Origin of the sequence: Vibrio sp. 10N.247.310.98 (assembly GCF_041467395.1) — a bacterium.
GTDB lineage: Bacteria > Pseudomonadota > Gammaproteobacteria > Enterobacterales > Vibrionaceae > Vibrio > Vibrio crassostreae_C.
The window spans coordinates 84,847-98,587 of sequence record NZ_JBFSUL010000013.1; the positions used below are offsets into that span (position 1 = coordinate 84,847).

The following is a 13,741-nucleotide window of genomic DNA, read 5'->3' on the forward strand; positions in this document are numbered from 1 at the left end:
AAGTTGAACCTTAGTGGGCTTTAAAATCAGTATATAGCGTTACGCTGTTAACAATGACACACTATTATTTAGCAAGGCGATTTGCAGTCCAGACGTAAAGTAGCTCGAGAGCAATCGTCGCACCAGCCAATGCTGTAATCTCGCTTTGGTCATACGCTGGAGAAACCTCTACAACGTCCATACCAACCATGTTGATACCTTGCAAGCCACGGATAATTTTCAGAACTTTATCTGAATTCAAACCGCCGCAAACCGGAGTACCTGTACCCGGAGCAAAAGCAGGATCCAGACAGTCGATATCAAACGTTAGGTAAACTGGCTTATCACTGACAATGCCTTTCACTTGAGCAATGATCTCGTCCACGCTCATGTCGTTCGCTTGCATCGCGTTAATAACGTTAAAGCCGTGTCCTTCCTGCTTGTACTCGGTACGAATACCAATTTGCACAGAATGCTCAGGCGAGATTAAACCTTCATTAGGCGCATGGTAGAACATGGTACCGTGATCGTAACGACTGCCCTGACTGTACGTGTCAGTATGTGCATCGAAGTGAATCAGAGCCATTTCACCGTACTTCTTGCCGTATGCTCTTAGCAAAGGCAATGTAATGAAGTGGTCACCACCTAAACCTAACAGTGTTTTACCACTGTTTAGAATCGCATCAGCGGCTGCTTCTAAACGCTGAGTTAAGTCTTCAGCATCACCGCAATCAAACACAAGATCGCCAGCATCAATCACCGAGGTATGTTCAAATACATTGAAGCCCCAAGGAAACTTTTTACCTTCCCACGCCAAGTTTACCGACGCACGACGAATCGCATCCGGTCCCATACGTGCACCCGGTCGACCAGACGTCGCCATATCTAACGGCGCGCCTAATACAACCACATCAGCATCGTTGTCGATTGGGTTCTGTGCCAAAGGACGACGCATAAACGTCATCGCATTGGAATACAGCGAGTAATCTGGTTTCGTAAATAGATCGTTCATTAAAAATCCTCAAGATAGGTGTAACCCATCAAGCCTTGCTCTAACTCTTCAAGTACGCTTTGCTGTTCTTGAGCTGGTACTTTCGCCGTTACCAATTCTTTGTAGTTCTGACGAATTAGGTCCATATCGATATGAACATAACGCATCATGTCTTCTACTGTGTCGCCTTCGTTGATGTAGTCGATATTCGCTTGACCACTTTCATCAACATTCACCACAACACTGTGCGTATCACCAAATAGGTTATGCATATCACCCAAGATCTCTTGGTATGCGCCTACTAGGAAAAAGCCCATCAGGTAAGGTTCGTCTGGGTTCCATGCTGGAACTGGCAACGTTGTTTCAATGCCCTGGCCGTCAACATACTGATCGATCGTACCGTCAGAATCACATGTGATATCCAGTACTACCGCGCGTCGCTCGTCCGCATTGTCCAAACCACTTAGAGGCAATACAGGGAACACCTGATCGATACCCCAAGCATCTGGCAACGATTGGAACAAAGAGAAGTTCACGAAAAACTTATCAGCCAAACGCTCACTCAACTCATCCAAGATTGGACGGTGGTAGCGGTTCTTAGTACTCATACGAGAGCTAAGTTCATAGTTAATACGCAAAGACATCTGTTCTGCCCAAGCACGGTGCTGAAGGTTCAGCATGCCTGTCGCAAATTGGTTGTGTGCTTCTGCGATATCACTTTGCGTGTCGTTGTAGATCTCAATCAGCGCGCGGTCATCATTACCTGCATCTAACTCCAAGAAGTTCTTCCACATGTTGTTTAGCAACAGTGGTGCGTCTGCTTCTGGCGCAGCCATATCTTCCGGTGAGTAGCTTTCAGTACCAATCACGTTGGTGATCAACACAGCATGGTGCGCAGTCAGTGAGCGACCAGACTCCGAAATAATCACAGGTTGTGGCTGATTGTAGAGTTTACAAATATCCCCTACTGTCATCACGATGTTACGAGCGTACTCAAGCAAGCCGTAATTCATTGAGTTTGAAGATTGGCTACGCGTGCCGTCGTAATCGACTGCCAAGCCACCACCAACATCTAAGAACTTCAGTTGAGCGCCAATATCACGCAGTTCACAGTAGAAACGAGCCGCTTCACTCACGCCATTTCGCACGTCACGAATGTTTGCCATTTGTGAACCTAGGTGGAAGTGCACGAGTTCAAGTACATCCAGCTGGTCTTCGGCTTTCAAGCGTTCGATAACAGTAAGCACTTGTGATGCAGACAAACCGAATTTCGACTTCTCACCACCACTTGCTTGCCATTTACCTGCGCCTTGAGAAGCAAGACGGATACGTAAACCCAAACGAGGTTTCACACCCAGAGCTTTCGCTTCAGAAAGAACAAGATCAAGCTCTGACAGCTTCTCTAGAACGATAAAAACCTTGTGCCCTAGCTTCTCGCCAATCAGTGCAAGGCGGATGTATTCTCTGTCTTTGTAACCGTTACACACGATCACAGAGCTCGCTTTTTGAGCCAGTGCCAATACCGCTAATAGTTCAGGCTTGCTGCCCGCCTCTAAACCAAGCTGCTTCTGCTCTAATTGAGCTTGGCTCGCTAAGATCTCATCAACCACTTCTTTTTGTTGGTTAACTTTAATCGGATAAACAAGTAGGTAACGATTGTCGTACTGATATTCGTCGATCGCTTGGTTAAATGCGTTACAGATATTGTGCACACGTTGATGCACTATTTGAGGAAAACGCACAAGAGCAGGCAAACCAATATTTCGCTGCTCTAACTGTTTTACGATCTGACTTAGCGGAACTTGATGATCGGTTTCGCTCGGTGAAACATACACCTCACCGTTATCATCAATTCCATAAAAACCTTGGCTCCAGTGCTTTACATTATACTCAGCACGGATGCGTTCCAAATTAACCGAATTTTCCAATTCTAGAGACCTCACACTATAGGGCCATCGACAGAAGATACCTCTTTGGAATAGCGAGGTATAACCCAACAAAAAGCGTTCAAAAACGATTTGTTGGCTGCATTAACCGATATTATTAAGAGCGAGTCCAACCATTGATATTTGTGGTGACGATTACGTTTTTTTATCGACAGATCGACTTAAAATGACAGGTAAGGAATTACAAGGTTTTAGGGTAAAAAACAGGCTGAAGCGCATTAAATATAAAGCAATTTCTCACATTAAATTAGGGAGAAAAAATGTGCAGAAACCAAAAGATTTTTAGTAAATTGAGTGAGGTTAAGTCAGAGTTGTGACAAATATAAGCACTTCACAATCCGAACTCTCACTATCACCAACACAGTTTGTACCCCGCGATTCAATACCGATTAACACTTCATTCTTCCAACTAAAAGTCGCTCACTTCAATGTTGCAACCGCTCAATAATTGAACTTTTCTCGCACATATCTTGTATTCGGTTCGATCTTCTTGTAATTTTAACTGACCAACCAATCGGTCAGCTTTCGAATTTAGGGGATACTATGAGCCATAATCTAGACCTTGAACCAAACACGTCGAGCACCAACGACATGGATCAAATGTTCAACCGACAAAAAGATCACTACCGCAATAACGTTAATCCTACGCTTGAGCAGAGAAGAGAAAACCTCTCAGTATTAAAAGCGTTGTTAATGCGCTATCAAGAGCAATTGATTGAGGCAGTATCTGAAGATTATGGCCATCGAGCAAAGCACGACAGCTTGATTGCTGATATCACCCCTTCTCTTCACCAGATCAATTACAGCGTGAAGAACCTTAAGAAGTGGTTGAAGCCATCGCGCCGCAAAGCTGGTTTGATGCTAACGCCAGCAAAGATCACGGTTCATTATCAGCCAGTAGGTGTGGTTGGTATCATCGTGCCTTGGAACTTCCCAGTCATGCTCTCTTTAGGCCCTCTGATCACAGCGTTAGCAGCGGGCAACACGGCGATGCTCAAGATGTCGGAGTTTACTCCAGCGACCAACCGAGTTTTAAAAGCGATGTTGGCCGAAGGCTTTAGTGAAGATCAGGTTGCGATTATCGAAGGCGAAGCTGACGTTTCCGCTAAATTTAGCCAACTGCCGTTTGACCATATCCTTTTCACAGGCTCAACCGCTGTGGGTAAACACGTTATGAGAGCAGCGGCTAACAACTTAACACCAGTTACCTTGGAATTAGGCGGCAAATCTCCAACCATCATTGCCCCTGACTTTGATGTGGCTGACGCTGTTGAACGTATCTTGTTTGCCAAGAGTCTAAACGCTGGCCAGATATGTGTAGCGCCTGATTACATCTTATTGCCGCGAGAAAAATCAGACGAGTTCATCACAGCCTATAAGCGTTATTTCAAGAAGCTTTATAAAGCCGGTATTGAGAGCAAAGACTTAACCTCAGTGATCAACATGCGCCAATACAATCGCTTGAAAGGTGTCATTGAAGACGCACAAGCCAAAGGCGCGGTTATTCACACGGTAACCGAACAAGCACAAGACGATGTAAACCACAGAATGACGCCGCACCTTCTCACCGAAGTGAACGATGAGATGCTCGCGATGCAAGAAGAGCTGTTTGGTCCTGTTTTGCCTATCGTGCCTTATGATTCCATCGAAGAAGCAATCAATTACATCACAGAGAGAGAACGCCCACTGGCTCTGTACCTAATGAGCCATAATAAAGAAACCCAAGACAAGCTTTTATCAGACACGCACTCTGGCGGCGTGTGTATTAATGATTCTTTGGTGCATGTGGCTGCAGAAGACGCACCATTCGGTGGCATCGGCCCTTCAGGCATGGGACACTATCACGGCATTGAGGGCTTCAAGACCCTTAGCCATGCCAAAACCGTTCTAAGTAGAGGAAAAATCAACTTCACCAAGTTAATGCATCCTCCTTACAACAACCCAATCAAGAAACTGATGTTCAAAGTACTCAATAGATGATCACCAAAAGACAAAAAATCCTAGATGCTGCACTCCTGCTCTTCTCTCAACAAGGGCTAGAGGGCACATCTACCGGACAAATAGCGAAAACAGCCGGCGTGGCAAAAGCGACGTTGTTCCACCACTTCGAGAATAAATCTCTATTGATTGATGAACTGTTTCGCGAGCTGAAGCTAGAGCTATTCTCGACCCTTCAACCGCACACTGATGTGGCTGTAGAAGATCGCTACCAAACCTTTAAGTTCATGTGGATCACAGGAATTGAGTGGGCATTAGAGAATCCGGTTGCGATGAAGTTCTTCACCAATGTTCATTTCGACCCAACGACTCAAACTCGAGAAGTGATTGTTTCACAGATGTTCGCATCGCTAGACGAGATCATTTTGAAAGGGCAACAAGATGGTGAATTGATGGTGTTGGACATTAACCTTGTTAGACACTTCATTCATAGCCACTTTCTGATTTGTGCAAACTGGCTGATTGAACAAAGCGAGTCTCCACCAGAGCAAACATCGAAGTACATCAACGATAGCTTTGATATGTGTTGGCGCGCCGTTGGTGGGCAAACCAAGTAGCTTTAGCTTTAAGCCCAAGGCTCTAAGCTCTAAGCTCTAAACCCAAAGATATAAGTTCTAGACTCAACTGATTTCCAATAATGATCACTAAAGCGCCACAAAGGCGCTTTAATTATTTGAACACAATTTAATCACCTCAACATATTGACTCAGAGTACTTTCTTTCAGTACCATCCCACCATCATTTCAAAAGAGAATAACGCCATAATGAAGTACTAACATCCTGACATCCGATTTATTTTTATAAAAATCATTTGGACACTCGGGGTTAGTGGGCGTTACTTCATCATCTATTTTCGCGACAAATCAAGCTCTTAAAGATCCGTTTTTTGACAAACAAACATCTTTAAGATCAGTACCTCAAAGACAGGAACCATCTCAATACCGCTTTCTCTCTTTCATTGGTCATCTATCTAAGTAACGCCTTTGGCGATCTGTTGTTAGCATCCAGCAGGAGCTTGCACAGAAAAGCGCCTCACCCCTTTTACTCGTTTACACGTAAAGGGAGGTATTTCTATGCCGACTATATTAGCCAATAATCTCTCATTCCAACTCGATACTGGTGAGTGGTTATTCAAAAACATCACCTTTAATTTGAGCACTCGCCTCACAGGCCTAGTCGGAAGAAATGGGGCTGGAAAGTCATTGTTACTTTCGTTGCTCGTTGGACAAAAACAGCCCACAACGGGCAGTGTTTCGCGCCAAGGTTCAATCGGCTTTTACTCTCAGTTACCATCAACGCTACTGGATACCAACATCACCATCGCTGACTTCTTAGGACTCACCGAAAAGTTAGAAGCGTTAAGCGCCATAGAACAAGGTAGCTGTGAACTGCAGCACTTCAATATCGTTGGCGATGATTGGGATTTAGAGGCACGTACCCAGCAGTTGCTAGGTACATTAAAGATCACTCGTGATTTGAACACACTTTGTTGCTCTTTGAGTGGTGGGCAACTCGCCCTGTTACAGCTTCATCAGCTATTCGTATCAAATAACGACGGACGCAATTGGCTACTAGAACAATGCCAGTTGTTTGAAGGTAAGGTACTTGTCGTCAGCCATGATCGAAGCTTATTGAGACAAATGGAAGGTATCTACCATCTCAACAGTTTGGGGTTACGTTTCTATAAAGGAAACTACGATGACTACTTCAAACAAATGTCGAATCAGGCCGATGCACTAGATAAACAGATTGCACATCACCAATCCGAAAAGAAACGACTGGAGCGCCAAGCTCAAGCTAATAAGGAAAAAGCACAGCAACGTGAGTCTCAAGGTAATCGACTCAGAAAGTCCGGTAGCCAACCCAAGATATTATTGGATGCGATGAAAGATAAAGCAGGACGAACGCAAGGAGCATCAGCCACTAGTCAAAAGAACTTAAAGGACCAAAACCAACATAAGCTTCAATCTCTTAAAGAACAAAAGGAACAACTAAAACCACAGGCCTTGTATCTACAACAGAGTAATAACAGTAAAAAGAGCTCTTTGTTAACCGTTGAAAACTGCCGCCTTATTTACGGCTCTGGTGCGCCAATCAGTTTCTCTTTATCACAAGGGGAACGGTGTTATCTAACCGGTGCTAACGGGTGTGGAAAGTCGACACTGTTAAAAGCGATTCACGGTCAACACGCCAATTATAAAGGCTCGATTAAGCGCTTAGGGGCGACCGTCTATTTGGATCAACACTTTGGCCTGTTAGACACCAACGATACGATGTTCGATAGTTTAATAACGCATAGCTTTGTATTAACAGAGAGCGACGCGCGAACACTGCTAGCGGGAATTGGATTCAGGCGTGACTCGGTATATCGAAAAGTCGATCACCTCAGTGGTGGCGAGAAAATGAAGCTGGCGATGTTGATCGTCAGCCATAAACAGGATGCCCCACTTCTTTTGCTTGATGAACCAGACAATCACTTGGACATAGACTCGAAGCAAATATTGGCTTCGGCTCTGCGTGAATACCAAGGCGCATTCATCTTGGTCAGTCATGATAGCGATTTTGTTGAGGAGATCGGCGTTAGCCAAAACCATATACAGCTTTAACCTTCGTAAATTCGTTCACTGAGCTTAGTTAGGCGAGTATTCTTCCGGATACTCGCCTTTCTCGGTTGAGACAAGTAAACTACTCGCCTCGAACATCTATTCATAAGGCTAAGGTTTGCATACTCTAGAACAATTAAAATCAGGGCAACTTAAAGGTATTAAGCGTCTAAAACTATCAGAAGGTCTCACAGAGTTCCCTCTAGAAATCATAGAGCTTGCAGATTCTCTTGAGATCCTAGACCTTTCAGGTAATCAGCTGTCAGACCTACCAGCCGAGTTATCAAAGCTAACTAACCTGCGTATTATCTTCGCGTCGAATAACCTGTTTACGCACCTGCCTGATGTTCTAGGGTCACTTCCTAAGCTCGAAATGGTTGGCTTCAAAACCAACCAAATCAAAACCGTTAGCGAACAATCTCTGCCGACTCAACTACGTTGGTTAATCCTGACCGACAATGAGATTGAGGCCCTGCCTAGCTCACTAGGTGAAAGACCGCGACTACAGAAACTGGCATTGGCGGGTAACAAGATTCGCGTGTTACCAGAAAGCATGGAAAACCTATCCAACCTTGAGCTAGTTCGCCTGTCTGCAAACCAGTTGACTGAATTCCCAGAGTTCCTTATCAAGCTACCAAAACTGGCTTGGTTAGCGTTTGCGGGTAACCCGTTTTGCAAACACCCTAGCAGCTTAGATAGCGTGCCTGCGGTTAGCTCTCAAAGCTATTCACTGAATCAAGTACTTGGCCAAGGCGCATCTGGCGTGATCTCGCATGCAAGCTGGCTAAACAGCGACTTCGATTTTCCACAGGAAGTGGCGGTTAAAGTGTTTAAAGGCGAAGTCACCAGTGACGGCTACCCACATGATGAACTGGAAGCGTGCTTGCAGGCTGGACACCATAACAACTTGGTAAAATCTATCGCCCAAGTAGAGGAACAAGATTACCTAGCTTTGGTGATGGAACTCATTCCAAACAGCTACTACAACCTAGGGCTACCACCAACACTCGAGACTTGCACGCGTGATACTTTCCCAGAAGGTTTCGAACTTTCAATTGCTCAAATCAATAGCATTACAGAGCAGATGATTGATGTGTTTGAACACCTTCATGCCAATAAAGTCTCTCATGGTGATCTATACGCTCACAACACTTTAGTGAACGAACAAGGTCAGATGATCTTTGGTGACTTTGGCGCTGCGACTATCTACGGCTACCTAACTGAAGAACATCAACAAGGTATTCGCCGAATTGAAGCACGTGCATTGAAGTACTTTATTGAAGACCTACTGACGATTTGTGCAAAGCAAGATCAAGACAGCGAGCTTTATACTCGATTGGCGAACTTCGAAGCTTAATAGAAGTATTCAGTCAGATTGAAGACAACAAAGCCAACATCACTGTTGGCTTTTTTATATGCTAATTAAACGAACCAGCGTTTAGCTTTCAACTTGAACAAGCTTCAAGTACGAATGCAGCTCTCCGCTCTTATACTCAACCGCAGAGTGAATATTAAGGTCAGCACGAGCCACAACAGCAAACTGGTAGCAGTTCTCACCCTTCAGAATCTCGACGTGTAACAAACCGTCTTTTAGTTGCCACTGCCCTGTTGTTTCAAATCGGTCGAACAAACGATATTCAATCAAAGAACCGTCAGCATTGAAGTGCACTTCAGTGATGTAACCGCCGGGGCAGCTCTTCACCCAAACTCGATTCTCGATATCACTGACCGTAAAGTTACGCCTTGTGTCACGCCACGCTAGAAAGCCTTCGCTATCATAAAGAGCAATGTCGAGATCAGTTCTAGAGATTAACGGCTGCTCATTTTGCTCACGACAATAAAGTTGAAGCAAAATTTGCTGAACTGTTTCGCTCTGTAATTCACTCATTGTGGCTTCCCTTTATCATTGCTCTGCGTTAGACGCAGTATTGATCAACAAATTCTATTTAAAGCGGGCTACACAAGCTCGTAAGAAACCACATACAGTTGAGAGATACCCGGGTAGATATCTTGAATCACGTCTTTCAGTACTTGCAGCGTCATGTTCTCTTGCTGAGCATGGAACTCACCTAAGTCATCAAACAAAATTGGCTCAACGCTGATGATCTTAAGATTACAGAACACACGGTCTTGCTCTAGCGTCGATACTTCCACAACACTGCCTGGCTGGTAGTCTCGCTCAGATTCATCACGAATAGTAATCGTCTTCTTGCCAGATAGGATGTCAGTTTCAAAACGTTCGAAGAACGTCATAGTGGTCGGTGCGGTCATTTATTTCGGTCGCTTTACATTTAAAGGTTAGGTAAATGTTTATATACCAGAATGCGTGTTCAAGCGAATAAAAATTAGGTGCGGGATGCGAGATGCGAGATGCGAGATGCGAGATGCGAGATGCGAGATGCGAGATGCGAGAGAGTATGGCAAAGCCAAATTACAGGCAATAAAAAAGGAGAACCGAAGTTCTCCTTTTCTTAAACCTTTAAGCTAACTCTAAATTATAGAGATGCTTTCGCTTTTTCAACTAGAACAGCAAATGCTGCTTTGTCGAATACTGCGATGTCAGCAAGAATCTTACGGTCGATCTCGATAGATGCTTTCTTTAGGCCATTGATGAAACGGCTGTAAGATAGACCATTTTGACGAGATGCCGCGTTGATACGTGCAATCCAAAGTTGACGGAATTGACGTTTCTTGTTGCGACGGTCACGGTAAGCGTATTGACCAGCTTTGGTAACTGCTTGGAAAGCTACGCGGTAAACACGTGAACGTGCTCCGTAGTAACCTTTAGCTTGTTTTAGAACTTTCTTATGACGTGCACGAGCTTGTACACCACGTTTTACGCGAGGCATTATGCTTCTCCTAAACTAAACGAATTTATAAACTAAAAAGAATTAAGCGTATGGCATCATACGTAGAACTTGAGCAACTTCACATTTAGGAAGGATCGAGTTCGGACGTAGCTGACGCTTGTTCTTAGTAGTACGCTTAGTCAGGATGTGACGTTTACCAGCGTGCTTAAACTTAATACCACCAGCAGTTTTCTGGAAACGCTTAGCAGCACCTTTGTTGGTTTTCATCTTAGGCATGATGAATAACTCCGCATTGTTGAGTTGTTAATAACATAGTAATTAGGGCGAATAAAACCCCGCAACCTGAGGCTGCAGGGTTCAATTACTTGCAAAGCCGTTAATTACTTCTTTTTAGGGGCCAACACCATGATCATCTGGCGACCTTCAATTCTCGTTGGGAAAGATTCGACTACTGCAAATTCTTCAGTATCCGCTTTCAAACGATTAAGAACGTCAACACCGATTTCTTGGTGAGCCATTTCGCGGCCACGGAAGCGAATTGTTACCTTCACTTTGTTGCCGTCTTCTAGGAAACCAGTCAGGTTGCGTAGTTTTACCTGATAGTCTCCAATATCAGTTCCAGGTCGGAATTTAATTTCCTTGATCTGAACCTGCTTTTGCTTCTTCTTCTGCTCTTTCGCAGCTTTGCTCTTCTCGAAGAGGAACTTACCGTAGTCCATCACACGACAAACTGGCGGCTCGGCGTTAGGGCTGATCTCTACAAGATCCATACCAGCTTCATTTGCAGCTTCCATCGCTTCAGCGATTGATACTACACCAACAGCTTCGCCGTCTGCGCCAGTTAGACGCACTTCACGAACGCCACGAATGTCACCGTTTAAACGGTGCTGGTTTTGTTTGGCCGGTTGTTGGCCACGTCTTCCGCCTTTAATAGCTATTCCTCCAGATTGAGCTTACGGCTTGAAACCTCGGCTTGGATGTATGAAATAAAGTCATCCACTTTAAATTTGCCAAGGTCCTTACCTTTACGTGTACGTACTGCAATTTCGCCGGCTTCCATTTCTTGGTCACCACACACAAGCATGAACGGTACACGTTTCAAAGTATGTTCGCGGATTTTAAAGCCAATCTTCTCATTTCTCAAGTCTGCTTTGACTCTAAATCCACTTTTTTGCAGTTTTTTCGTAATTTCTTGTACATATTCAGACTGTTTGTCTGTAATGCCCATTACAACTGCTTGTTCTGGCGCCAACCACGTTGGGAAGAAGCCAGCGTATTCTTCAATAAGAATACCAATGAAGCGTTCTAGTGAACCTAAAATCGCGCGGTGGATCATAACTGGCGTGTGACGCTCGTTATCTTCACCTACGTAAGTAGCACCTAAACGTTCTGGTAATGCAAAATCGAGCTGCACTGTACCACATTGCCAAGCGCGGTCCAAACAATCATGCAAAGTAAATTCAATCTTAGGTCCGTAGAACGCACCCTCGCCTTCTTGAATCTCGTATGCAATGTCCATTGCCTCTAGCGCTTGCTTAAGGTCAGCCTCTGCACGGTCCCACATTTCGTCTGAACCTACACGCTGTTCTGGACGAGTAGATAGCTTAACAACGATGCTTTCGAAGCCGAAAGTTGTGTAAGTATCGTAAACCATTTCAATACAAGCTTTAACTTCTTGTTGAACTTGGTCTTCAGTACAGAATACGTGAGCATCATCTTGAGTGAAGCCACGAACACGCATAATGCCGTGAAGTGCGCCAGACGGCTCGTTACGGTGACATGAGCCGAACTCAGCCATACGTAGCGGTAGATCACGGTAAGATTTCAAACCTTGGTTGAAGATTTGAACGTGACCAGGACAGTTCATTGGCTTGATAGCGTATTCACGGTTCTCTGAAGAAGTAGTGAACATCGCTTCAGCGTACTTATCCCAGTGACCAGAGCGTTCCCAAAGAACACGGTCCATCATTAATGGGCCTTTAACTTCTTGGTAATCGTACTCAGTCAGTTTTTGACGAATAAATACTTCTAGCTCACGGAAGATAGTCCAACCGTTGTGGTGCCAGAACACCATGCCTGGTGCTTCTTGCTGCATGTGGAATAGGTCAAGCGCTTTACCGATTTTACGGTGGTCACGTTTAGCCGCTTCTTCTAGGCGCACAAGGTGAGCTTTAAGTGCCTTCTTGTCGTGGAATGCAGTGCCGTAGATACGTTGAAGCATCTTGTTGTCACTGTTACCACGCCAGTATGCACCCGCTACGTTAAGTAGAGTGAAGTGCTGGCAGAAGCTCATGTTAGGCACGTGTGGACCACGACACATATCGATGTATTCTTCGTGATGGTACAGGCCTGGACGATCGTCTTTAGAAACGTTCTCGTCCAAGATTTCAATCTTGTAAGTCTCGCCGCGAGCTTCGAATGCGTCGCGCGCTTCCTGCCAGCTAACTTTCTTCTTAACAACCTGGTATTTGGTCTTCGCTAGCTCTTTCATGCGCTTTTCGATCTTTTCTAGATCGTCTTGCGTTAGAGAGTGCTCAAGATCGATATCGTAGTAGAAACCGTTATCGATAGTAGGACCGATCGCCATTTTCGCTTCTGGAAAAAGCTGCTTAACCGCGTGGCCTAAAAGGTGAGCACAAGAGTGACGAACGATCTCAAGGCCATCAACTTCATCTTTAGCTGTGATGATTTCTAGGCTTGCATCGTTTTCGATAAGATCACAAGCATCAACACGCTCGCCGTCTACACGACCAGCAATGGTAGCTTTCGCAAGACCAGGACCGATTGATAGGGCAACATCTAGAGTTGATACAGGGTTGTCAAATTGACGCTGACTACCGTCAGGAAGAGTAATAATTGGCATTATTTGTCCTTTACAGTGGTGTTGCACACCAAGCAACACATGAAAATGTTTAATATATGTCTTTCAATCAACGAGTACGCTGATTGGGGATATATGCATAATAAATATACCCACATAGAAGCAAATACAGATGCCCTATTTGTAGGTATCCGAGCATTGTAACGAAATAATATAAAATGACAATGATGCGCTGTGGGTATGGCGCCGAAGCCGCCCCTCTCCCCTGCAGTCAAATTCAGGCAATTCGCACGCCTATCGTGTTATAGACGCAATAAGTCTTCTTGCATAGGATTGATGAAGCGAAACAAAAGAGGTAAATGTAGGGTATTGATATTCTGAGCCTCAACCATTCTTTTTACTCTGAACAAAAATATAGACTCATAAGAGTAATTTTTGGGAGTATTTTCGTCAGTGGTTTGGCAAATGACTTATTGGCAGGGAACACTATTTGGGGCTGTAATACATCTAACCTAGAGATTAAATTTAGCCCCGATGCGGCTTTGTTGCGTAATTCAATGGAACTAAATCAAGAACCTACGATCTGATCAGCT

Annotated in this window: 12 protein-coding genes; 4 read left to right on the plus strand and 8 right to left on the minus strand. The window is 44.6% G+C overall.

Features of this window, described 5'->3' with window-relative positions; genetic code table 11:
- Nucleotides 1–64: 64 nt before the first annotated feature.
- Entirely contained in the window at nt 65–991 is a 927-nt protein-coding gene (gene speB, locus AB6E78_RS07675) for an agmatinase (RefSeq protein WP_372112242.1), read from the minus strand.
- Entirely contained in the window at nt 991–2,898 is a 1,908-nt protein-coding gene (gene speA / locus AB6E78_RS07680) for an arginine decarboxylase (RefSeq protein ID WP_372134196.1), read from the minus strand. Before speA ends, speB begins: the two co-directional genes overlap by 1 nt.
- Before the next feature lie 561 nt (nt 2,899–3,459).
- Between speA and AB6E78_RS07685 the strand changes: the two genes are divergently transcribed.
- The 4 genes from AB6E78_RS07685 to AB6E78_RS07700 all read left to right on the plus strand — a co-directional run bounded on the left by AB6E78_RS07685 (nt 3,460) and on the right by AB6E78_RS07700 (nt 8,874).
- Nucleotides 3,460–4,896 (plus strand): coniferyl aldehyde dehydrogenase, encoded by a 1,437-nt coding sequence (locus tag AB6E78_RS07685; protein WP_372050967.1) that lies wholly within the window; start codon nt 3,460–3,462, stop codon nt 4,894–4,896.
- The gene (locus AB6E78_RS07690) at nt 4,893–5,471 is read left to right on the plus strand and encodes a TetR/AcrR family transcriptional regulator (RefSeq protein ID WP_017066051.1); all 579 of its coding nucleotides are present in this window, start codon (nt 4,893–4,895) and stop codon (nt 5,469–5,471) included. The genes AB6E78_RS07685 and AB6E78_RS07690 overlap by 4 nt, the downstream gene beginning before the upstream one ends.
- A gap of 516 nt (nt 5,472–5,987) precedes the next feature.
- On the plus strand, nt 5,988–7,520 hold the full coding sequence (locus AB6E78_RS07695) for an ATP-binding cassette domain-containing protein (RefSeq protein ID WP_372153756.1): 1,533 nt from the start codon (nt 5,988–5,990) through the stop codon (nt 7,518–7,520).
- A 115-nt stretch (nt 7,521–7,635) separates the two neighbouring features.
- On the plus strand, nt 7,636–8,874 hold the full coding sequence (locus AB6E78_RS07700; RefSeq protein ID WP_372050968.1) for a leucine-rich repeat-containing protein kinase family protein: 1,239 nt from the start codon (nt 7,636–7,638) through the stop codon (nt 8,872–8,874).
- Nucleotides 8,875–8,955: 81 nt separating this feature from the next.
- Here the strand turns inward: AB6E78_RS07700 and AB6E78_RS07705 are convergent, their stop codons facing one another.
- The 6 genes from AB6E78_RS07705 to thrS all read right to left on the minus strand — a co-directional run bounded on the left by AB6E78_RS07705 (nt 8,956) and on the right by thrS (nt 13,190).
- Nucleotides 8,956–9,405, minus strand: a complete 450-nt coding sequence (locus tag AB6E78_RS07705; RefSeq protein ID WP_017063604.1) for a hypothetical protein — start codon at nt 9,403–9,405, stop codon at nt 8,956–8,958.
- Between the two features lie 68 nt (nt 9,406–9,473).
- Nucleotides 9,474–9,788 (minus strand): N(4)-acetylcytidine aminohydrolase, encoded by a 315-nt coding sequence (gene yqfB, locus AB6E78_RS07710; protein WP_017063603.1) that lies wholly within the window; start codon nt 9,786–9,788, stop codon nt 9,474–9,476.
- A gap of 224 nt (nt 9,789–10,012) precedes the next feature.
- Nucleotides 10,013–10,366 carry a 50S ribosomal protein L20 gene (gene rplT, locus AB6E78_RS07715; protein ID WP_004733517.1) on the minus strand — a complete coding sequence of 118 codons (354 nt, stop codon included), beginning with the start codon at nt 10,364–10,366 and terminating at the stop codon, nt 10,013–10,015.
- Between the two features lie 42 nt (nt 10,367–10,408).
- On the minus strand, nt 10,409–10,603 hold the full coding sequence (gene rpmI, locus AB6E78_RS07720; RefSeq protein WP_004738430.1) for a 50S ribosomal protein L35: 195 nt from the start codon (nt 10,601–10,603) through the stop codon (nt 10,409–10,411).
- A 104-nt stretch (nt 10,604–10,707) separates the two neighbouring features.
- Nucleotides 10,708–11,259, minus strand: coding sequence for a translation initiation factor IF-3 (gene infC / locus AB6E78_RS07725; protein WP_076654893.1), 552 nt, complete (start codon nt 11,257–11,259; stop codon nt 10,708–10,710).
- A 2-nt stretch (nt 11,260–11,261) separates the two neighbouring features.
- Nucleotides 11,262–13,190: a threonine--tRNA ligase gene (gene thrS, locus AB6E78_RS07730; RefSeq protein ID WP_017059786.1), complete on the minus strand. Its 1,929-nt coding sequence runs from the start codon at nt 13,188–13,190 to the stop codon at nt 11,262–11,264.
- Nucleotides 13,191–13,741: the final 551 nt, after the last annotated feature.

Coding starts and splice junctions, on each gene's coding strand:
- AB6E78_RS07705 (WP_017063604.1), bottom strand. CDS start 9,405: ATGAGTGAATTACAGAGCGAAACAGTTCAGCAAATTTTGCTTCAACTT.
- AB6E78_RS07695 (WP_372153756.1), top strand. CDS start 5,988: ATGCCGACTATATTAGCCAATAATCTCTCATTCCAACTCGATACTGGT.
- speB (WP_372112242.1), bottom strand. CDS start 991: ATGAACGATCTATTTACGAAACCAGATTACTCGCTGTATTCCAATGCG.
- thrS (WP_017059786.1), bottom strand. CDS start 13,190: ATGCCAATTATTACTCTTCCTGACGGTAGTCAGCGTCAATTTGACAAC.
- rpmI (WP_004738430.1), bottom strand. CDS start 10,603: ATGCCTAAGATGAAAACCAACAAAGGTGCTGCTAAGCGTTTCCAGAAA.
- AB6E78_RS07690 (WP_017066051.1), top strand. CDS start 4,893: ATGATCACCAAAAGACAAAAAATCCTAGATGCTGCACTCCTGCTCTTC.
- rplT (WP_004733517.1), bottom strand. CDS start 10,366: ATGCCTCGCGTAAAACGTGGTGTACAAGCTCGTGCACGTCATAAGAAA.
- yqfB (WP_017063603.1), bottom strand. CDS start 9,788: ATGACCGCACCGACCACTATGACGTTCTTCGAACGTTTTGAAACTGAC.
- AB6E78_RS07685 (WP_372050967.1), top strand. CDS start 3,460: ATGAGCCATAATCTAGACCTTGAACCAAACACGTCGAGCACCAACGAC.